This window comes from Bifidobacterium merycicum DSM 6492 (assembly GCF_900129045.1).
Classification (GTDB): Bacteria; Actinomycetota; Actinomycetes; order Actinomycetales; family Bifidobacteriaceae; genus Bifidobacterium; species Bifidobacterium merycicum.
Map to the genome: position 1 here is coordinate 11,749 of NZ_FQTX01000001.1, position 20,309 is coordinate 32,057.

Here is a 20,309-nt window from a genome sequence, read left to right on the forward strand (position 1 = left end):
GCATCGGCGGCGCGGTGGATAACCCGAAGGTTATCCACCGGTTATCCACAACACGCCCGGCGTTGGGCGTGTCGACCACAGGGGTCGATTCCGCTGGCTTGGGGGACCGGTGCTACGGCATGCTTGGAACACCGCATTGCCTCAACGGCGCGGCGGTGCGGTCCAACTCGTTGCCGACGGAAAGGAAACATCATGGCAGGGCAGCAAGGAACCATCACGCTTACCGGCAATCTCGGCATGGATCCCGTGAGTTTCTCCCGCGATCCGAACAATCCGGCATGTTCGTTCAATGTGGGGGTCTCCTCCGGGTATTTCGACCAGTCCGCGCAAGCATGGCGATCGCGGGAAACCGTATGGATCAAGGTCCGTGCATACCGGACGCTGGCCACCAACGTGATGCAGTCGTTGCACAAGGGTGATGCGGTGGTCGTGACGGGCGCATTGCGTATGGATCGCTGGACGAAGGATGGAGTGAACCGCACGGCGCTCGTGATGGATGCCAGCGCGGTCGGGCATGACCTGAACTATGGCGCATCCACGTTCTTCAGAATGAACCGTGCGCAGCAAGGAAATGGGGATACGGGGAATGCCGGCGGGGCTCCCGGCGGCGGTGCCATGGGCGGGACTGGCGGCGTGGGCATCGACCCCTACGCGCAGGCGGGTGGAACGCCGCAGCCGCAATATGACGCACAGCTGCAGAACGGTATGCAGAACGGTATGCAGAACGGTATGTCAAGCAATATGCAAAACGGCGGCGCGCTGGACGGGTTCGCGCCCAATGGCGCGGTCCCGTCCGGAACACCGCCGCAAACCGGTCAATCACCGAACACTGGAGGTCAACAGCATGTGGCGCAAAGCCAGTTTGAATCTACCGTCAACCCCTCCGAGGAACCGGAGTTCTGATCGTGGGAAACATCACCAGATGCGCACACGGTCGGCCGGATCGAGCCACATGGCATCACCCTCATGCACATCGAATGCCTTGGCGAACAGATCCACATTGCGCACGATGCCGTTGGTACGGCACTCCGCGGGAGAATGCGGGTCGATCTGCAGATACTGTTCGGCCAGCTCGTCACGGTTCTTCGTACGCCAGATGGAAGCGTAGCTCAGGAAGAAACGCTGCAGGCCGGTGAATCCGTCGATGACCGGAGCATCGTCAAGAGACGCCTCGATGGCCTGTGCGGAAGCGTCCTTCTCACGCCCCGCCACCTCGTCGAGCGCGAAGGCATAGGCCTTCAACGCGATGTTGACGCCGCCGAGATCGCCGATGTTCTCGCCAATGGTGAGCGCTCCGTTGACATGAGGCGCCTTATCCGGTTCGTCGGCGTACTTTTCGGCGAGCTGCGCGGGCACGAAAGCGTTGTACTGCTCGATCAGAGCCTTCGTGCGGGCTTCGAAGTTCGCCTTATCCTCCGGGGTCCACCAGTCGTGAAGCTTGCCGTCGCCGTCATACTGCGAGCCCTGATCGTCGAAGCCGTGACCGATCTCATGGCCGATCACCGCGCCGATGCCGCCATAGTTCGCCGCATCCTCGGCATCCGGGTCGAAGAACGGCGGTTGCAGGATCGCCGCGGGGAACACGATGACATTCATGGACGGCTCGTAATAGGCGTTCACCGTCTGCGGGTTCATCAGCCATTCGTCCTTATCGACGGGCTTACCGGCCTTGGAAAGCTGATAGCCGGTCTCGTACAGGGACGCGGCCTGCATGTTCCTGGCCAGCGGCGCGTCCTCGCTCAGATGCAGCGCCGAATAGTCACGCCAATGGTTCGTGTAGCCGATCTTCGCGGTGAACTTGCCGAGCTTCTCCAACGCCTTGGCCTTGGTATCCTCGCCCAGCCAATCGGAATTCGTGATGGAAGCGCGGTAGGCGTCGATGAGGTTCGACACCAGCTGTTCCATGCGCTTCTTGGAGCTTTCGGGGAAATGACGGCGCACATATTCGACGCCGACATCCTCGCCACATACGCCGTTGACCAGGCTGACCGCACGCTTCCAACGTTCACGCTGCACCTTCTGGCCGGACAGCACCTTGCCGTAGAAATCGAAGTTCGTCTCATCGAATCGTGCGCTCAGCATGGAAGCCGACCCGATGATCATATGCACGCGGGCCCACAGCTTCAGATCCTCCAAATCACTGGCCTGCCAGAAGGAATCAAGGCCTTCCAGGAAGCTCGGCTCATGCACGATCGTACGGTTCAGGATGGTATGGAAGTCGATCGGCTGATCGGCGGACGCTTCGGACGCATCATACGCCTCCTGCCAGGATTCGACCCACGAATTCAGGTCGAAATGCGACAACACGGCGGACAATTCGTCGTAATGGGTCGGATTGTAGGTCTTCACCGAATCACGGGTGGCGACATTATCCCAATGATGCTTGGCGAGCTTCGTCTCGACCGTGAGGAAACGCTCGGCCATCTCATTGGCTGCCACCTCGTCGGCGGCATAGCCTGCGTTCGACAGCTGGGCGGCGACCATCTCGACATAGGCACGGCGGATCGGCTCATAATGATCCTCGCGGTAGTACGCCTCATCGGGAAGGCCGAGGCCATCCTGCTCGATATGCGCGATGTTGACATCCGGATCGCCGGGGTCACCGTAAATGGCCATGCTGAACAGGTCGGGGCCGCCGGTGGGATTGACGAAGCCAAGCGCACGGGTCAGATCGGCCTTGGTTTCCGACTCGTCGATGAGATTCAGCGCTTCGCGGATCGGCTCGATGCCAGCCTTCTTGATGGCATCGGTGTCAAGGAAGGAGCGGTATATCGTGCGGGACAGCGTCGCCGGGCAATCCTCCTCCTCGAGAATATTCCTAATCTGATTCTGCGCATCCTCGGCGAGCTTGTCGAAGGAACCATAACGGGAACGGTCGTCTGGCAGACGATACGTGTCGATCCACGGGCCGTTGACGTAACGGAACAGGTCGGCGGAAGGCTTGATGACGGATGAGAACGATGCCGGATCGATGCCGGACTTCAATGCTTCAATCATAACGCCAAGCCTAGCCGCAGCCACACCCGTGGCCCAAAATCTTACAAATCGCGGATTCTGTACGTACCGCAAACCGCGAACGGCTCGTACCATGGAAGGCACTCTCCCCGGAAGGGGAACGAACCGGCCGCGGTCTCCATACGCGACCGGAAAGGAGGAACCATGACTGACTTCAACTCGATGAACAACATGCCCAACGGAGGCATGGACCCGTTCCGTCTCATCGAACAGGCGCTGCCACAGCACGCCAAGAACCGCATCCGCGGCATGTACGGGGTGATCGGCATCGCATCCGTCCTGCTCGGTGTGGCACTGCTGTTCTGGCCCGGGCGCACCCTCGTCGTCGCGGCGGTCATGCTGGGCATATACCTGCTCATCTCCGGCATGGTCCGCATCGTCACCGCCATCGTCGAACTCGGACTGCCGGGCGGCTGGCGCGTGCTCGGCGTGCTGTTCGGCGCATTGATGGTGGTCGGCGGCGTCATCATCGTCAGAAACACCTCGCTGTCCGCGACCATGATCACCATGCTGTTCACCATGACCATCGGCATCGGCTGGCTGCTCGAAGGCATCATGACCCTATTCGAATGCTGGAACCTGCCGAGTTCGGCCTGGTCGGTGATCTACGCACTGCTTTCCATCGTCGCCGGTTTCGTGGCCCTGTTCAACCCGTTCACCTCAACCGTATGGCTGCTGATGTTCGTCGCCATCGCCCTCGTCGTGATCGGCATCATGGCCATCATCCGTGCGATTCGTTTCGGAAAGTAAGAAGGGTGTCCTAGTCTAGGAACCATGATCGAAATCAAGACAGCCTCCGAAATCGAGGCGATGAAGCCCGCAGGACGTTTCGTCGCGGGCATCCTCAAGGAACTCAAGGAAACCACCAAGGTCGGCACCAACCTGCTGGAAATCGACGAATTCGTGCACAAGAAGATCGTCGACTGCAAAGGCGCCGAATCCTGCTACGTGGATTACGCCCCGGATTTCGGAACCGGTCCGTTCGCCCACTACATCTGCACGTCCGTCAACGACGCCGTGCTGCACGGCGTACCGTACGACTACAGCCTGAAAGACGGCGATCTGGTCAGCCTCGACCTCGCCATCAGCGTGAACGGCTGGGTCGCCGACTCCGCGATCAGCTTCGTGGTCGGCAACGACCCCGACCCGGAAGACCTGAGGATCATCAAGTGTACCGAGGAAGCACTCGCCGCTGCCATCGACGCGGCCCAAGCCGGCAACCGTCTGGGTGACGTCTGCAACGTCATCGGCGATGTGGCACGCACCTACGGCTATCCGATCAACCTCGAATTCGGCGGCCACGGCGTGGGCCACGTCATGCACGGCGACCCGCACGTGCCGAACGACGGCAAGGCACACCATGGTTACAAGCTGCGCCCGGGCCTGGTCATCGCCATCGAACCGTGGTTCCTCAAGACCACCGACGAGATCTACCAGGATCCGAAGGACGGCTGGACCCTGCGTTCCGAGGACGGATCCCGCGGCGCGCACAGCGAACACACCATCGCCATCACCGACAACGGTCCGCTGATCCTCACGAAGCGCGACTGAACCTGATCGGACCCGACAATGGGGCCGGGATAAAGCCTCCCTTCCTCCGGGAAGGGAGGCCTTTTGCTTTTTGAGATAACAAGCGTCGGCGCAACACCGGTGCCCTATAGTTGAGCGATATTCACGAATCAACGGTGTAAGGAGCACGCGATATGGCCACAGCCCAGCTGCGCATCGACTCGAACAACTTCACCCTTCCGTTGGTGGAAGCCACCGCCGGTGCCAACGGCATCGTCGTGTCCGATCTGAGAAACGACGGCTGGGTGACGCTCGACCCGGGCTTCCTGACCACAGCGCAGTGCGAATCGAAGATCACATACATCGACGGCAAGAACTCCATCCTGCGCTACCGCGGCTACTCGATCGAGCAGCTGTGCGAACGGTCCGACTTCCTTGAAGTGGCCTGGCTGCTACGCCACGGCGAACTGCCCAGCAAGGAACAGTACGACCGATTCATCTCCGACATCAACCACCGCACGATGGTGGGGGAGGACTTCCGCACCTTCATGGGATCCTTCCCGCGCACCGCGCACCCGATGAGCGTCATGGCCTCCGCGGTGAACGCGCTCGCCACCTTCTACCCGGACACCACCGACATCAACGATTCCGACCAGCTCGATGAAGCGGCCACCATCATCATGGCGAAGGCCCGTACCATCGTGAGCTACATCTTCCGCCGTCGCCGCGATGAGCCGATGCTGTACCCCGATTACTCGCGTGGCTACGTCGACGATTTCCTGCGCATGTGCTTCGCCGTGCCGTACGAGCCGTTCGAATCCGACCCGCTGTACGTGCACGCGCTCGGCAGACTGCTCATCATCCACGCCGATCATGAGCAGAACTGCTCCACCTCCGTGGTGCGCATCGCCGGATCCGCGCACGCCAACCTGTACTCCGCCGTCGCCGCCGGCATCAACGCGCTGTCCGGACCGCTGCATGGCGGTGCGAACGAGGCCGTGCTCCGCCAGCTTAAGGCAATTCGCGACTCGGACAAGACCGTGAAGGAGTTCGTGGAGGACGCCAAGGCCAACGGCCAGCGTATCTCCGGACTCGGCCACCGCGTATACAAGTCGTACGATCCGCGTGCGGCGATCGCCAAGGGCTACTTGGAGAAGATCATGGGGCGTGCCGATACGCTCAAACTGCCTGCGGACGAACGCGCGCTGTTCGAGGTCGCCACCGAATTGGAGGAGATCGCGTTGAACGACGACTACTTCGTCTCCCGCCATCTGTACCCGAACGTCGACTTCTACACGGGTCTGATCTACCGTGCCATCGGCTTCGACCCGGCCATGTTCACCACGCTGTTCGCGCTTGGTCGTATTCCGGGCTGGATCGCGCAGTACCGCGAGATGCTCGCCGATCCGAACACGAAGATCGGCCGTCCGCGTCAGGTGTACACCGGCTATACGAAGCGCGACTACATTCCCATGGAAGAACGCTGATTCCCGCCGCACCGGGCGGTTCATTCGGACGATTCTACGCATTGGGCGGTTCATTTGGACGAAATCGGGGCTGATTTCGTCCAAATGAACCGCCCAATGGTATGTGCACGGAATGTGCGGGCGCCGGGAACAGCCGGTGAAGGCTCAGTTCTTGTGGAGCTTCTCGTTGAGCTCGATGCCGGTCTTGCGGTAACGGGCCTCGATACGGCCGGACACGGAGTTGCGGATGAACAGGATGTTGTCCTTGCCGGACAGTTCCGCACCCTTGACGGTTTCGAGCGGCTCTCCCGCGGCGACCTTGGCCTTGTCGTAGATGGTGACCTTGGTGCCGGCGGTCACGTACAGACCCGCCTCGACCACGCAGTTGTCGCCCAGCGAAATGCCGATGCCGGCGTTCGCGCCGAGCAGGGAATGCTCGCCGATGGAGTTCTTCAGCTTGCCGCCGCCGGACAGGGTGCCCATGATGGACGCGCCGCCGCCGATATCGGAACCGTTGCCGACCACGACGCCCTGGGAGACACGGCCTTCGACCATGGAGACGCCGAGGGTGCCGGCGTTGAAGTTCACGAAGCCGGCGTGCATGACGGTGGTGCCTTCGGACAGGTGCGCACCCAGACGCACGCGGTCGGCGTCGCCGATGCGCACGCCGGTCGGCACGACGTAATCGACCATACGCGGGAACTTGTCGATGGACAGCACGTTCACATCCGCACGCGGGGCGAGCGGGGAAGCCTGTGCCGCTGCGGACATCACATCAAGCTTGCGCAGCGCGAAATCATCGACCGCGAACGGCCCGTAATTGGTCCATACCACATTGTTCAACTTGGCGAAGATGCCATCAAGATTCAGCGTGTTCGGCTTGGCCAGACGCATGCTCAGCAGGTGCAGGCGCAGATAGGCGTCCTCGGCGCTTTCGATCGGCTCATCCAGCTTGGACACGGTGAACACGGGCACGCGGCGCACGCCACGGGCATCCGCCTCGGTGTGTGCCAGCGCACCGAAATTATGATTGCCACGGTCGGCTTCGGCCGGTGCCGCGCCGAGCGCGAGCTGCGGGTACCAGACGTCCAGGGTGTTGCCGGCGGCGTCGATGCTCGCCAGACCCCAACCGTATGCGGTTCTTTCGTCAGTCATTCTTTGCTCCTTATCAACGCGGGCATGCGCCTGAATCGGCCATACCCGAACAGTCATTGGCAACTGTACCGTGCCTTGGGGATGCGCTTGCGCACGCTCTCGCAGAACGGTATGCGGTATACGGCATGCGGGAGCGTGCGGCGGGTGCGACCCCGCGTCATATCTGCGGTCGGATCAGCTCGTTCGATTCGAGGAAGCGCTGCACGTCGCGCATTTCGTCCAGATTGATCGAATGCCCCATACCGTTGTAGATATGTTCGCTCAGCGTGCCGTGCGCGCGCCAGAACGAGCTCATGGCGAGCACGTCGCGCGTGGGGAAGATGTCATCAGCCGAACCGTGCCCGTAGAACACCGGCGGCTGGGAGGGGACAAGCAGTTTATCGCCCGGAAGCGGGCCGGGCGCAAGCCAGCCGGACAGGCTGATGGCGGCGGAATACCGGCTCGGATTGAAACGCAGCATGTGTGTGGCGAGCAGACCGCCTTGGGAGAAGCCCATGGTGATGATCGGGCGCGCCCCGTTGATATTGGCGGCGACCCAACGGTCGATTGCCTCGGCGGCCTCATACGCTTGCTTGTCGAGCGACCGCCCTTCCGGAACGCCCTCATGCGCCCACTCGCCGAACCACGTGTACCCCATGCCGTAGGCGATGGGCGCGCGAAGCGAAGCGAAATCGGCGGAGGAAGCGCCGCAATATTGCAGCAGGTCGGGCAGATCGAGCTCGTTCGAACCCCAGCCGTGCAACAGAACGAAAACCGGATCGTTACCCGAACCATTCAATCGGGTCAAAGCCTTGGTGATATCCATGCCCCCAGTGTATAACCGCGCCGCACCGCGCGGGCGTCCGCAAAACCGCTCGCAAAACCGCTCGCAAAACATGCCGCAAGCCTGCCACAAGCCGAATAGGTAGCGTTCCATAACAAGCCTCTATAACAACGCCGTAACCTGAACATGGTGTAGGCAATACAATGTTGCGCGGTTATGCCCGTAACGAACCTCGCGGGAACGCATGCGGGTCCGATATTCTGGAACAACGGTTCCACGCCCGCCCGCCGTTCGCCGGGCATTGGAATATGGAATATCGATGGCAAAACGGAGGAAGAAAGGGGTGTTATGTTCGACTGGTCGTTCGTCCAGCGTTATGCGCCTTTTTTCGTGAAAGGCATGGAGATGACGCTGTTCATCTCCGTGATAGGCATCGTCCTGGCGCTGGTCGTCGGACTGGTGTGTGCGGGCATCGAACTCGCCCGTGTACCCGTCGCCCGGCAGATCGTACGCGTGTACATCGAGATCAGTCGTAATACGCCGCTGCTGGTGCAGTTGTACTTCCTGTTCTTCGGATTGCCGAAGATCGGCATCGTCTGGTCCGCGGAAACCTGCGCGATCGTGGGGCTCGGATTCCTCGGCGGCTCCTACATGGCGGAAGCCATGCGCGCCGGATTGCAGGCCGTGCCCGAAGTGCAGCGCGGAACCGCCTACGTGCTCGGATTCACACCATTGCAATCCATCACGCACGTCGTGCTGCCGCAAGCCGTTTCCGGCGCGATTCCAGGCATCGTGGCCAACGTGATCTTCCTGTTCAAGGAATCCTCCGTGGTGTCCGCCATCGCGCTCGCCGACGTGATGTACATGGCCAAGGATCTGATTGGCATGTACTACAACACTTATGAATCGTTGGCCATGCTCATCGTGAGTTATCTGGTCGTGCTGCTGCCGATCTCGCTGTTCGGTACGTGGCTGGAGAGGAGGTTCGACTATGCAAGGCGCTGAGATCCTCCTTCAACCGGGTGTACTGCCGCGACTGCTGCAGGGCCTGTGGGTCACGGTGTGGATCGCCGCGACGTCCGTGATCGTATCCGTTCCGGTGGGACTGCTCGTCGGCTGGCTGATGACGTTGAAGAATCCGGTGGTCCGCGTGCTCATGCGCATCTACCTTGACTTCATCCGCATCATGCCGCAGCTCGCCCTGCTGTTCCTCGCCTACTACGGTTTCGCACGGTGGTTCGACTGGAATCTCGACGCGACCGGCGCCTGCGTGCTGGTGTTCATCCTGTGGGGTGGCGCCGAACTGGGTGATCTGGTGCGCGGCGCATTGCAGTCGATTCCCGAAATCCAGTCCGAATCGGCGTACGTGCTGGGCTTGAGCAATTGGCAGAGCTTCGTGCATGTGATCCTGCCGCAGGCGTTGCGCAGACTGCTGCCCGCTTCGGTGAACCTGGCGACGCGTATCGTGAAAACCACATCGCTGGCCGTGCTGCTCGGCGTGGTCGAAGTGATCAAGGTGGGTCAGCAGATCATCGACGCGAACCGATTCCAATACCCGGATGGCACCCTGTGGGTCTACGGGGTGATTTTCTTCATGTACTTCATCGTGTGCTGGCCGCTTTCCATCGTGGCCCGTCGACTTGAGAAAAGGTGGGCAAATGACTGAAACCACTGATATCGCTGTCGCGACCGCCGCAAACGGCGCAGCGAGCGCGAACTCCGCCGCACTGTCCGTCAGGAATCTCACCAAGCAGTACGCCAATGCGGGCCGGCGCGTGCTCGATGATGTGAGCTTCGACGTGCCCAAGGGCCGTGTGCTGGTGGTGGTCGGTCCTTCCGGTTCCGGCAAATCCACGCTGCTGCGCACCATCGCCGGACTCGAACCGATCCAGGGCGGTGAGATCGCGTTGGAAGGCAAGGTCATCGAAACCGGCAAACCGGGCACCGAGAAGGCCGGGCGTTCGGCGCGTTCCAGCGAGCTGCGCACCCACATCGGCATGGTGTTCCAAAGCTATGAGCTGTTCCCGAACAAAACCGTGCTCGGCAACATCATGATGGCACCCCTGCTGGTGCAGAAGCGCGACAAGGCCGAAGTCGAACGCGAAGCGCTGGAACTGCTCGGCAAGGTCGGTCTTGCCGATCGCAAGGACTCCTGGCCGCACGAGCTGTCGGGCGGTCAGCGTCAGCGCATCGCCATCTGCCGTGCGCTCATCCTGCACCCGGAAGTGCTGCTGCTTGACGAGATCACCGCGGCCCTCGACCCCGAAATGGTGCGCGAAGTGCTTGACGTGGTGATCGGGCTCGCCCGCGCGGGGCAGACGATGATCATCGTCACGCATGAGATGCGTTTCGCACGGGCCGTCGCCGACGAGATCATCCTGCTGGAGGATGGGCATATCGTCGAGCATTCCAACGATCCGGAACGGTTTTTCACCGAACCCGAGACGGATCGTGCGCGCAGGTTCCTGCGCACCTTTGAATTTGAACGTGCACCGCACGATCAGCAATAGAGAAGAAGGTACAACATGAAGTTCAACATCAAACCGTTGAAGGCAGTCATCGCAGCATCCGCGGCGCTGATCATGGGCGCTTCCCTCGCCGCGTGCGGTCCGAGCGCCGCGTCGCCGAGCGACGCCTCGTCGTCCGATTCCGCCACGACGTCCACCGCCAAGGCCCGCAGCCTCGACGAGATCAAGAAGTCCGGCGAGATCAAGATCGCCGTGTTCTCCGATAAGGCGCCGTTCGGCTACGTCGACAAGGACGGCAAGAACGCCGGCTACGATGTGGTCTTCGCCGAGCGTCTCGCCAAGGATCTGGGCGTGAAGGTCAAGTACACCTCCGTCGACCCAGCCGCCCGCGTCGACGTGCTCACCTCCAACAAGGTCGACATCACCTTGGCCAACTTCACCGTCACCGACGAGCGCAAGGAGAAGGTCGACTTCGCCAAGCCGTATATGAAGGTCGCGCTGGGCGTCGTCTCCCCGGAGAACGCCGAGATCACGGACGTGAGCCAGCTCAAGGGCAAGACCCTCATCATCGCCAAGGGCACCACCGCGGAAACCTACTTCGAGAAGAACCACCCCGAAGTGAAGCTGCAGAAGTACGACCAGTACGCCGACGCCTACAACGCGCTGCTCGACGGCCGTGGCGACGCGTTCTCCACCGACAACACCGAGGTGCTCGCCTGGGCCAAGTCCAACAAGGGCTTCAAGGTCGGCGTCACCAAGCTCGGCGATGAGGACACCATCGCCCCCGCCGTCCAGAAGGGCAACACGGAACTGCTCAACTGGATCAACGACGAGATCGACAAGCTCGGCAAGGAGAACTTCTTCCACAAGGATTACGAGCAGACCCTGAAGCCGGTGTACGGCGACGAGGTCAATCCGGATGACATCGTGGTCGAAGGCGGCAAGGTCGACTGATCCGATAGGTTGATCGCAACGCCGTAACGGCATACGGCATACAGGCCCGTCCAATGTGGACGGGCCTTTGTCATGCCTTGTGGGGAAGTCAAGTGGGCGGGGATTAAGGAAGCCGCAGAGATGGGGCGCAGCAGGGGAGCCCCGGTCTGGAAACGGGAAGACACGGCGAAGATGGTCAAGCGGGAAGCGAAAGGATTGGAAAACAGGGGTGATGACGTATATCCGATAATGCTTCATAAACAGGCCTTATAGGTGCTCAAACCCTCCATAACAAGAGCGTATAGCCACGCCGTCCCATCAACGTCGAACCGCGGATAGGTTATGACTATCGGCGGTCGCAAGACCAGCCGCAAGACGAACGGAGGGAGCAAGCAACCATGAAATACGCGGTGATCGGCGCAGGCGGAATGGGTATCCAGTATGGTGTTCTGCTGCAGGAGTTCGCGCACAAGGACGTCGACTTCATCGACACTTGGAAGCCGAACGTCGAGAAGATCCGCGAACAGGGCGGCGCCTACGTCTCCCAGGACGGTCAGGACCGCCATCTGGTGCCGATCGACGTGTACTACCCGGAGGAATACCACGGCGAACCGGACGTGTGGATCGTGTTCCTCAAGCAGATGCAGCTCGACGGCGTGCTCAAGCGTTGCGCCCACCTGTTCAAGGATCATCAGATCGTGTTCTCCGCGATGAACGGCTACGGGCATTTCGAGAAGCTCAACGAATACTTCCCCAAGGACCGCATCTACGGTGGCACGGCACTGATCGGCGCATACGTGTACGGGCCGGGTGATTTCAACTTCACCGGTGGCGCCCACGCCAAGGCCATGAACATGTGCGCCTACGACGAGCAGACCAGGCCGGTCGAACAGGAACTGTACGAGGACTTCAAGGCCGCGACGCTCAACCCGACCATCGTGGACAACTTCATCGGCATGTGTATGGCGAAGATCGTGTTCAATTCGGTACTCAACACCCTGTGCACGATGTATCAGATCCGATTCGGCGAATTCCACGCGCATCCCGACGCACGCTGGCTCACCGAACAGCTCGTGGACGAAGCCTACTCTGCCGCCGAAGCCGCAGGATACCGACTGCTCGGCACCCGCGAAAGCGAAGTCGAAACCATCCTGCACACCGCCGGCGTGGCACATCCGCTGCACTATCCGTCCATGTATCAGGACCTCACCAAAGGGCGCCCGACCGAAGTCGATTACATCAACGGTTACATCGCCAAGGTCGGCCGCGAACACGGCTACGTGTGCAAGCTGCACGAATTCCTCACCAGGGAAGTGCACCTCGCGGAACGCGCCTTCGCCATCCACAACCCGGAAATCGTGGCGCAGGCCCAGGCCGACGCCGAAGCAAGCAAGTGACCGATAACGCCGACGGTTAACACCGACGGTTAACGCCATCGGTTAACACCATCGGCATCGAAACGTTCAACCCATACCAATAAGTCGCACACCAATAAGAGAGGGAAACCATGACCATCAACATCCTTAAGGCAAACGGCATCAAACGTGCCATCGCAACCGTTGCCGCCGTAGCGGCGCTCGTCTCCATGGCGGCATGCGGCAACTCGTCCTCCGCATCCGGCGCCACCAGCGGATCCGCCTCCGGCAAGGTCACGAAGATCACCGTGGGCGTGTGCCCCGGACCGTACGGCGACATGGTCGACAAGGTCATCGCCCCGCTGCTCAAGGACGACGGCTACGAACTCAAGACCAAGCTGTTCAACGACTACGTGCAGCCCGACAAGGCGCTCGCCTCCGGCTCCATCCAGGCCAACCTGATGCAGCACATCAACTACCTGAAGAAGTTCACGAAGGACAACAACCTCGACCTCACCTCGCTCGGCCAGGTGCCGACGCTGGGCTTGGGCATCTACTCCAACAAGTACAAGTCCATCAAGGACATCAAGGACGGCTCCACCGTGTCCATCGCGGCGGACGGCTCCAACCTCGCCCGTTCGCTCGGCGTGCTCGAACAGCAGGGTCTCGTAACCCTCAAGGACGGCATCGACGCGACCAAGGCCTCCGTCAACGCCATCGCCTCCAACCCGAAGAACCTCAAGATCAAGACCCTCGACGCCGCGCAGCTCGCACGTTCCGTCAGCACCGTCGACGTGGCGCTCGTGCCCGGCAACTTCGCCTGGGCCGCCGGACTCAAACCGTCCGAGGCGCTCGCCACCGAAAAGCAGGATGAAGGCGTGATCAACGTGTTCGTCGTCAACACCAAGGACGCCGACTCCGACTTCGGCAAGACCGTCAAGAAGCTGCTCGCCAGCCAGGAGTTCAAGGACGCCATCGCCAAGAGCGAGTTCAAGGACTTCGGCAAGCCGACCACCTGGTGATCGCGTACGGCGAGGACCATACACCCAACCGGCTCGCATGCGTCGCAGCCGCGCCCATGCGGGCTTTCGCAGCCCGAACAACAACGAGGAAACGAGAAGCAATGAGCGTCATCGAATTGCGCGACGTGTCCGTCACCTTCCATGAGCGGAAGCGGACCGTCGAAGCGGTCAAACATGTGAGCCTGACCGTCGACAAAGGCGAGATCTTCGGCATCGTGGGATTCTCCGGTGCGGGCAAAAGCACACTGGTGCGCACCATCAACCTGCTGGAACGCCCCACCGGCGGAACCGTGCTCATCGATGGCAAGGACGTCACGAACGTAAGCGGCGCCGAACTGCGTGACCTGCGCAAGCGCATCGGATTCATTTTCCAAGGGTTCAACCTCATCACCAACGTCACCGTCGGCAAGAACATCGAGTTCGCGCTCAAAGCCGGAGGATACCCGAAGGAGCAGTGGGCGGAGCGCGTGCGCGAACTGCTCGCGCTCGTCGGCCTGGAAAACAAGATCGACAGCTATCCATCCAGCCTGTCCGGCGGGCAGAAGCAGCGCGTCTCCATCGCGCGTGCGCTCGCCAACAAGCCGGAGATCCTGTTGTGCGACGAGGCGACCAGTGCGCTGGACCTTGAAACCACCGAGGGAATCCTGGAATTGCTGCGCCATATCAACAAGGAACTCGGCATCACCATCGTGTTCATCACCCACCAGTTGGACGTGGCCAAGCAGATCTTCGACCGCGTGGCGGTGATGGAGAACGGCATCGTCGTCGAACAGGGCGACACCTTCGACGTGTTCAGCGCGCCGAAGCACCCCACCACCAAGGCGCTCGTGGAACGTTATCTCGGCATTGCGGTGCCGCCGCAACTCGTACCGTCGCTGCCGGAGGGGACCATCGTGGAACTCCGGTACAAGGGCGAGTCGGCGCTTGAACCGCTGATCAGCGCCGTCGCGCAACGCTACGGCGTGAGCATCGACGTTCTGCATGCGAACGTCGAATACTTCGGAGCGCAGGCCATCGGCATCCTCATCGTGCTGGTGTCGGGCGGTGACGGCACGCTCGGACGCGCCTTGGAGGAATTGAAGGCGAACGTGTTCGGGTACCGCGAACTCGACAGGGCGGCATTGGCGGCGGCGCGTGAGAACGCCGGCGTTGCGGGCGAATCTGCGGATAAGGAGGCATGATCATGAGTGAAACACTGGAAATCCTGCAGGAGAATCTCGGCCAGGCCCTGCTCGACACCGCGTACATGGTCGTGGTGTCGGCGATCATCGGCATCGTTCTGGGAACGCTTATCGCATTGCTGCTGTACTTGACCGAGAACCGTCTGTTCAAGCCGAACCATGCGGTGAACGTCGTCGTCGGATTCATCGTGAATGCGATCCGATCCCTGCCGTTCCTGATTCTGATGGTCGTGCTGATCCCGGTCGTGCAGTTGCTGATCGGCGACCCCTACACGCCCACCGGTGGCGCGATCTCACTGTCGATCGCGGCCGTGCCGTTCTTCGCCCGCATCGCGGAAAGCGCATTCTCCGAAGTCGACCCCGGTCTGCTGGAAGCGGCCATTTCCACGGGTGCCACCACGCGGCAGATCATCGTGGACGCGATCTTCCCACAGGCGCTGCCCTCGTTCATTCGCGGTGTGGTGCTCACCATCATCTCGCTGATCGGCTATTCGGCGATGGTCGGTACCATCGGCGCGGGCGGGATCGGCGATATGGCCATCCAGTACGGCTACAACCGGTACGATACCGGCGTGCTGGTGGCGATTGTGGTCATCCTGATCGTGCTGGTGCAGATCATCCAGTGGATCGGCGATTGGGCGGCGCGCAAGGTCACGCACTGACCGATGCGACGCGACGCGTGGCCGGCGCGAACCGGCCCGCATGATATGGATAGGTAGGTTTCCGATATGACTTCCCATAGTTCTCCGGTGGCGTTCACCACGGCCGCCCAGTCGATTCCGCCGAACGTGTTCGCGGATATGGACCGTAAGGTCGCCGCCGCGGTGGCGGGCGGAGCGGACGTGATCGATCTGGCGAAAGGCAATCCTGACTCGTTTCCCGCCGAATTCATCCGCGATGTTGCCAAAACGGCCGTGGATGATCCCGCCAACGCCAGATATTCGCCGTTCGACGGCAAGCCGAGTTTCCTGCAGGCGGCGGCGAATTGGTATCGCGGCACGTACAGCGTGGAATTGGATTGGCATACGCAGCTGTTCGCGGTGGAAGGCGCCGTCGACGGTTTGGCCGCGCTGACCGCGGTGCTGGTGTCGCCGGGGGACGCGGTCGCCTACGCCGACCCGTATTATCCTTCGTACCATTGCATGACGGTGATGGCGCAGGGGGAGGAGATTCTGCTGCCGTCGCTGCCCGAACGCGGCTTCCTGCCCGATCTCGACGCGGTGCCGGGCGAGACCTGGGAACGTGTCAAGGTGCTGATTCTCAACTATCCGAACAATCCGACCGGTGCGCAGGCGCCGCGTGAATTCCTTGAGCGGGCGATTGAACTGGCGCATGAGCATCGTTTCGCGATCATCCAGGATTTCGCGTATGCGGGGCTCGGCGTGAAGGACCAGCAGATCAGCATTCTGTCGTTGCCGGGCGCGTTCGACGTGGCGGTGGAAGTGTGTTCGCTTTCGAAGATGTATGCGATGGCGGGCTGGCGTGCCGGGTTCATCGCAGGCAACGACGACATCGTGAGTCATGTGAAGCAGTACCACTATCAAATGGGTTCCATGATCACGTCCAGTATTCAGGATGCCGGCACCGCGGCGCTGGAATCCGACCAGAGTTGCGTGCGTGAACTCGCCGAGCGGTATGCGAGGCGTCGCGAGATCGTGGCGGGTGGTTTGCGTGAAGCCGGACTTGACGTGTTCGATTCGGACGGCGGCATTTATGCCTGGGTGCATGCGCCCGAGGGGTTGACCGGCGAACGGTTCGCCGACCTGCTGCTGGAACGCGCCGCCGTGGCCGCGCTGCCGGGCACCTGCTTCGGGCATGTCGGCAAGGACTACGTGCGGTTCAGTCTACTGAAGTCGGAGGATCTGCTGCGTGAGGCGGTGGAGCGCGTTGTGGCGATACTAGGGTAACGCCTCGTTTCCGTAAACAGTACCGTGAATATGCGGAAGGATGCTGAAAAACCCGTCTGGTCGGTGGTGGCGTATTACGAATGCCATGCTGGCCGGACGGGTTTCGTGTGTTACAGGAGACGGAAAGGTGTTCCGTTGCCTGTTTCCCTAATGATGTCGCCTCATAATCATTTACGAATACGGCCACAAAGGATTTTGCTATTCCGTAAGTGTTGAAAAGTTTGAAATAGAACATATAGAAGTTGAAATAATGACGCGTTATCAATTCCGTAATCGTTGGGGGGGGGTAGCAGCCTATAGATTAAGGCGATTATTCACATGCTGTGTCGGCTTAATGCGGTGATTATCTTGTGAATCATCACATCAAGTTTTCATTTGAGTTTGGAGTAACGTCATATGTCTCGTATCGTGAAGAAATTCACACGATGGGCAGGTTGAGGCCGCCGAATCGTTGGGTATGACGGCGAACCAAGTACGTATGCGCGTCCTGCTGCCGCAGGCCGGAATCGTGGCTCTGCCTGGCCTGATGAATTCCCTCATCGGACTCATCAAAGGCACGTCGTTGGCGTTCGTGTGCGCTGTCGTCGAAATGACCGCCGAAGGCCAGATCCTGGCTGGCGCCACGTACCGCTACTTCGAAATGTATTGCTCTCCCGCCATCATCTATTGGGTCATCACCATGATCCTGGAATGGCTGGCGCGACTGCTGGAAAAGAAACTTTCGGTTCCCGAGCAGGCTCCGGAACTCAAGCAAGTCATTCAGGAAGGGGCATTGACCAATGATTAAGATCCGCAACCTCGTCAAGCGATTCAACAAGCATACGGTGCTCGACGGAATCGATCTGGACATCGAACCGGGAGAGGTGGTGGCCTTCATCGGTCCGTCCGGAACCGGTAAGTCGACGTTCCTGTGTTCCCTCAACCTTCTGGAGAAGCCAGACAGCGGAACGATTCAGTTCGATGACACCACGTACGATCTCGCGCACATCTCCAAGAAGGAGACGCTTCGTCTGCGTCGCAACACGTCCATGGTGTTCCAGAGCTTCAACCTATTCAAGAACCGCACCGTTCTGGAGAACGTGGAGGAGGGGCTCAGAGTAGTCAAGAAGCTGCCGAAGGCTGAAGTGAAGGAACATGCTCTGGCCGAGCTTCGCAATGTCGGACTCGAAGCCTACCAGGATCATTATCCGCAGCACCTGTCGGGTGGCCAGCAGCAGCGCGTTGCCATCGCAAGGGCGCTGTCCATGAAGCCCGAGTTGCTTCTGCTCGATGAGCCGACATCGGCCCTCGACCCCGAACGAGTCAAGGAAGTGCAGGACACCATCACTCTGGCCGCGCAGGGAGGAAACACCATGCTTCTGGTGTCCCATGAGATGGGATTTGTACGCAAGATTGCCTCGCGTGTGCTGTTCATCGAAAACGGCAAGATTGTGGAACAAGGCAACCCGGAGGAGATTTTCTCCCATCCGAAGACGCCTCGTCTCCGTTCCTTCCTGTCCGACTTCGAATCCTACGACTCCAAGCCCGTGGTGCTTAGCCCGCTTGCCTGATACGAGCCGTACCTGAATCTAACCGACGGTCGCATGACCGCAATATATCGAATTTTGAAAGAGGAACAACAATGGCATTCGGATTGAACAACGGCAGCGCATCCACGACACTGCATCTTGACAGGACGGCAAACGCCTGTGGCGTGCGCGCCCACCGCAAGCAGACGGAGGATCCGCAGGGGCGTAACCGTCCGGTGGAGGAGACGACCGTCGAGCAGACGCCGGACGGCGCGTTCCGTCGCCAGCGTAACGAGTTCACGGTTCGTTTCGGATCCCAGCCGGGCCAGGCTCCTGCGGAACCCGGGCGTTACCATGTACTGGGAGCCACCGGCTGCGGTTGGAACCGTCGCCAGCGCATCGTGATTCGTTTGCTGGGACTGTGGGATGTGTTCACTCCGGAGATTATCTACGGTCGTGATGAGCATGGTTGGAAGCTCACCCAGCCCGAAGGCGGTGTGGCTGAGAAGTTCGGCTATGAACGTCTTAATGATGCGTACAAGGCCACGGAACCGAACTATCGGGGAAGAGCGACTTCCCCCACCGTCATCGACATGACCAACGGCAAGGTGGTCACCAACAACTATCACATTCTGAGCATCGATCTTGAGACGGCCTTCAAGCCGTTCCGCAAGCCCGGCGCCCCTGATTTGTATCCGGAGGATTTGCGACAGAAGATCGATCTGCTCAACCAGCAGATCTTCGATGATGTCCACAACGGCACCTACAAGGTCAACTTCGCCACGTCCAAGGGCGCGGCGAAGGCCGCTTACGAGGTCTTCAAGGCGCGTCTGGCCGATTATGACTTCCGTCTGGCATCGAGGCGTTACCTGTTCGGTCCGAACCTGACGGATTCCGACGTTCGCTTGTTCCAGACCCTAGAATCGTACGAAATCGGTTACAGGCCGGAATTCCTGGAAAGCCTCGGTCTTTCGGATGACGAAGTGGTGCATGTGTGGGATTACCCGAACCTGTTCGCCTATGCACGCGACCCGTTCTCCCCGGCCGACCATACCCTGCAGTCCGTCAAGGATGAGCGCAAGGCGCTGTACGAGCGCTGGCTCGAACCCGCAGGTTGCGAGGTGCTGTCCGGTTCGCCCTACTATTCCGGTCCGGGTGTCGGCGGTTCGTTCGAACTGTGGCAGTTCGGGCCCGAATCCGCATCCCAGCCTTTCCGCGGCTGAGACGGTACAGTTCGGAACAGCAGCTGAATGTGCATGATGATTGGACGGTAAAAGAACGATGACTGATCTGGAACTGGAACATCGCGATATTGGACATGGCGTAACGATTCGAAGGGCCGAGGAGCGTGAATATGATCAGGTCGGGCAGGCCCTGCTCGAAGCCTTCACCGCCAGCGGCAAGATTACCGAACATTACCGGCAGCGGTTGCTGGGTATCACGCCGCGCAGCAAGACCGAGGATGTCTGGGTCGCGGAGGATGTGGATGGTCAGATTATCGGAGCCTATTGACACCGAAGCTCGATCATCTTGAAGAGCCCGACACGTTCGGATTCAATACGCTTGGCGTATTGCCCTCCGCGCGGGGCAAAGGTGTAGGCGGGGCATTCGTCCATCATGCGTTGGACCTAGCCCGTTCCCATGGATTGTGTAGGGTGCTGATCCATTCCGGCCCAGGCATGTTGGATGCCCATCGTCTGTACCAGCATTGCGGTTTCGTCAGGCATCGCGAGCTGGAGACGCTGGTCGTCGACGGCGGACAACGATTGCTGTTCTTCATCTACGATTTCGATGATGAATGATCGGGAAGCCGGCCTTCTGCGGAGAGAATCCATGGAAGGCCGGCTTTTATGAATCTTATGAATGATGGCATCTGAGCGCGTGATAACAAGAATCTATAGGAGAATGACGCGGCTTATAACCAACATCGATAGGGGCATCGCGTGGTGGAATTTGAAATCGAGTTAAGTAGGGAACCGTAATCGCGCGAACGCCGCACAAACAATGCGACCGCCGCGCGGCAAGGA

At 60.3% G+C, this 20,309-nt stretch carries 20 protein-coding genes and 1 pseudogene; 18 read left to right on the top strand and 3 right to left on the bottom strand.

Annotated features, from left to right (window positions below; all coding sequences use genetic code 11):
* The first annotated feature begins 192 nt into the window (after nt 1-192).
* On the top strand, nt 193-903 hold the full coding sequence (locus BUB29_RS00055) for a single-stranded DNA-binding protein (protein ID WP_051914913.1): 711 nt from the start codon (nt 193-195) through the stop codon (nt 901-903).
* Nucleotides 904-915: 12 nt separating this feature from the next.
* Here the strand turns inward: BUB29_RS00055 and BUB29_RS00060 are convergent, their stop codons facing one another.
* Nucleotides 916-2,997 carry a M13 family metallopeptidase gene (locus tag BUB29_RS00060; RefSeq protein WP_033523132.1) on the bottom strand — a complete coding sequence of 694 codons (2,082 nt, stop codon included), beginning with the start codon at nt 2,995-2,997 and terminating at the stop codon, nt 916-918.
* 162 nt (nt 2,998-3,159) lie between these two features.
* Here BUB29_RS00060 and BUB29_RS00065 point away from each other — a divergent pair, with 162 nt between their 5' ends.
* The 3 genes from BUB29_RS00065 (at nt 3,160) to BUB29_RS00075 (ending at nt 6,011) form a co-directional block, all read left to right on the top strand.
* Complete coding sequence (locus BUB29_RS00065) at nt 3,160-3,765, top strand: HdeD family acid-resistance protein (RefSeq protein ID WP_051914916.1); 606 nt, start codon at nt 3,160-3,162, stop codon at nt 3,763-3,765.
* Nucleotides 3,766-3,789: 24 nt separating this feature from the next.
* On the top strand, nt 3,790-4,566 hold the full coding sequence (map, locus tag BUB29_RS00070) for a type I methionyl aminopeptidase (RefSeq protein ID WP_033523131.1): 777 nt from the start codon (nt 3,790-3,792) through the stop codon (nt 4,564-4,566).
* Between the two features lie 152 nt (nt 4,567-4,718).
* Nucleotides 4,719-6,011 (top strand): citrate synthase, encoded by a 1,293-nt coding sequence (locus BUB29_RS00075; RefSeq protein WP_051914917.1) that lies wholly within the window; start codon nt 4,719-4,721, stop codon nt 6,009-6,011.
* 144 nt (nt 6,012-6,155) lie between these two features.
* On the opposite strand, the gene dapD is transcribed toward BUB29_RS00075, so the two are convergent.
* Both dapD and BUB29_RS00085 read right to left on the bottom strand, forming a co-directional pair.
* Entirely contained in the window at nt 6,156-7,145 is a 990-nt protein-coding gene (gene dapD / locus BUB29_RS00080) for a 2,3,4,5-tetrahydropyridine-2,6-dicarboxylate N-succinyltransferase (RefSeq protein ID WP_033523130.1), read from the bottom strand.
* A gap of 157 nt (nt 7,146-7,302) precedes the next feature.
* Nucleotides 7,303-7,950 carry an alpha/beta hydrolase gene (locus BUB29_RS00085; RefSeq protein ID WP_033523129.1) on the bottom strand — a complete coding sequence of 216 codons (648 nt, stop codon included), beginning with the start codon at nt 7,948-7,950 and terminating at the stop codon, nt 7,303-7,305.
* A gap of 306 nt (nt 7,951-8,256) precedes the next feature.
* Between BUB29_RS00085 and BUB29_RS00090 the strand changes: the two genes are divergently transcribed.
* From BUB29_RS00090 to BUB29_RS00155, 14 genes and pseudogenes are all read left to right on the top strand, one after another.
* Nucleotides 8,257-8,913, top strand: coding sequence for an amino acid ABC transporter permease (locus BUB29_RS00090; RefSeq protein WP_033523128.1), 657 nt, complete (start codon nt 8,257-8,259; stop codon nt 8,911-8,913).
* Nucleotides 8,900-9,574, top strand: coding sequence for an amino acid ABC transporter permease (locus BUB29_RS00095; protein ID WP_033523127.1), 675 nt, complete (start codon nt 8,900-8,902; stop codon nt 9,572-9,574). Before BUB29_RS00090 ends, BUB29_RS00095 begins: the two co-directional genes overlap by 14 nt.
* Nucleotides 9,567-10,418, top strand: a complete 852-nt coding sequence (locus tag BUB29_RS00100; protein ID WP_033523126.1) for an amino acid ABC transporter ATP-binding protein — start codon at nt 9,567-9,569, stop codon at nt 10,416-10,418. The genes BUB29_RS00095 and BUB29_RS00100 overlap by 8 nt, the downstream gene beginning before the upstream one ends.
* Before the next feature lie 15 nt (nt 10,419-10,433).
* On the top strand, nt 10,434-11,330 hold the full coding sequence (locus tag BUB29_RS00105; protein WP_033523125.1) for a cysteine ABC transporter substrate-binding protein: 897 nt from the start codon (nt 10,434-10,436) through the stop codon (nt 11,328-11,330).
* A gap of 377 nt (nt 11,331-11,707) precedes the next feature.
* Nucleotides 11,708-12,706, top strand: a complete 999-nt coding sequence (locus tag BUB29_RS00110; RefSeq protein WP_033523124.1) for a ketopantoate reductase family protein — start codon at nt 11,708-11,710, stop codon at nt 12,704-12,706.
* 110 nt (nt 12,707-12,816) lie between these two features.
* Nucleotides 12,817-13,686, top strand: a complete 870-nt coding sequence (locus BUB29_RS00115) for a MetQ/NlpA family ABC transporter substrate-binding protein (protein WP_033523123.1) — start codon at nt 12,817-12,819, stop codon at nt 13,684-13,686.
* A 101-nt stretch (nt 13,687-13,787) separates the two neighbouring features.
* Complete coding sequence (locus tag BUB29_RS00120; protein ID WP_033523122.1) at nt 13,788-14,867, top strand: methionine ABC transporter ATP-binding protein; 1,080 nt, start codon at nt 13,788-13,790, stop codon at nt 14,865-14,867.
* Nucleotides 14,868-14,869: 2 nt separating this feature from the next.
* Nucleotides 14,870-15,529 (top strand): methionine ABC transporter permease, encoded by a 660-nt coding sequence (locus BUB29_RS00125; RefSeq protein ID WP_033523166.1) that lies wholly within the window; start codon nt 14,870-14,872, stop codon nt 15,527-15,529.
* A gap of 66 nt (nt 15,530-15,595) precedes the next feature.
* A complete protein-coding gene (locus tag BUB29_RS00130) occupies nt 15,596-16,774 on the top strand; it encodes a pyridoxal phosphate-dependent aminotransferase (protein ID WP_033523121.1) in 1,179 nt (392 codons plus the stop codon).
* Nucleotides 16,775-17,207: 433 nt separating this feature from the next.
* A pseudogene (locus BUB29_RS00135) lies at nt 17,208-17,561 on the top strand (ABC transporter permease subunit); the annotation flags it as partial.
* Entirely contained in the window at nt 17,554-18,324 is a 771-nt protein-coding gene (locus tag BUB29_RS00140; protein WP_033523120.1) for an amino acid ABC transporter ATP-binding protein, read from the top strand. The pseudogene BUB29_RS00135 and the gene BUB29_RS00140, both read left to right, overlap by 8 nt.
* 71 nt (nt 18,325-18,395) lie before the next feature.
* Entirely contained in the window at nt 18,396-19,505 is a 1,110-nt protein-coding gene (locus BUB29_RS00145; RefSeq protein ID WP_200784140.1) for a glutathione S-transferase family protein, read from the top strand.
* Nucleotides 19,506-19,563: 58 nt separating this feature from the next.
* Complete coding sequence (locus BUB29_RS00150; RefSeq protein WP_033523119.1) at nt 19,564-19,794, top strand: hypothetical protein; 231 nt, start codon at nt 19,564-19,566, stop codon at nt 19,792-19,794.
* A complete protein-coding gene (locus tag BUB29_RS00155; protein ID WP_073117532.1) occupies nt 19,791-20,084 on the top strand; it encodes a GNAT family N-acetyltransferase in 294 nt (97 codons plus the stop codon). The genes BUB29_RS00150 and BUB29_RS00155 overlap by 4 nt, the downstream gene beginning before the upstream one ends.
* Nucleotides 20,085-20,309 lie beyond the last annotated feature (225 nt).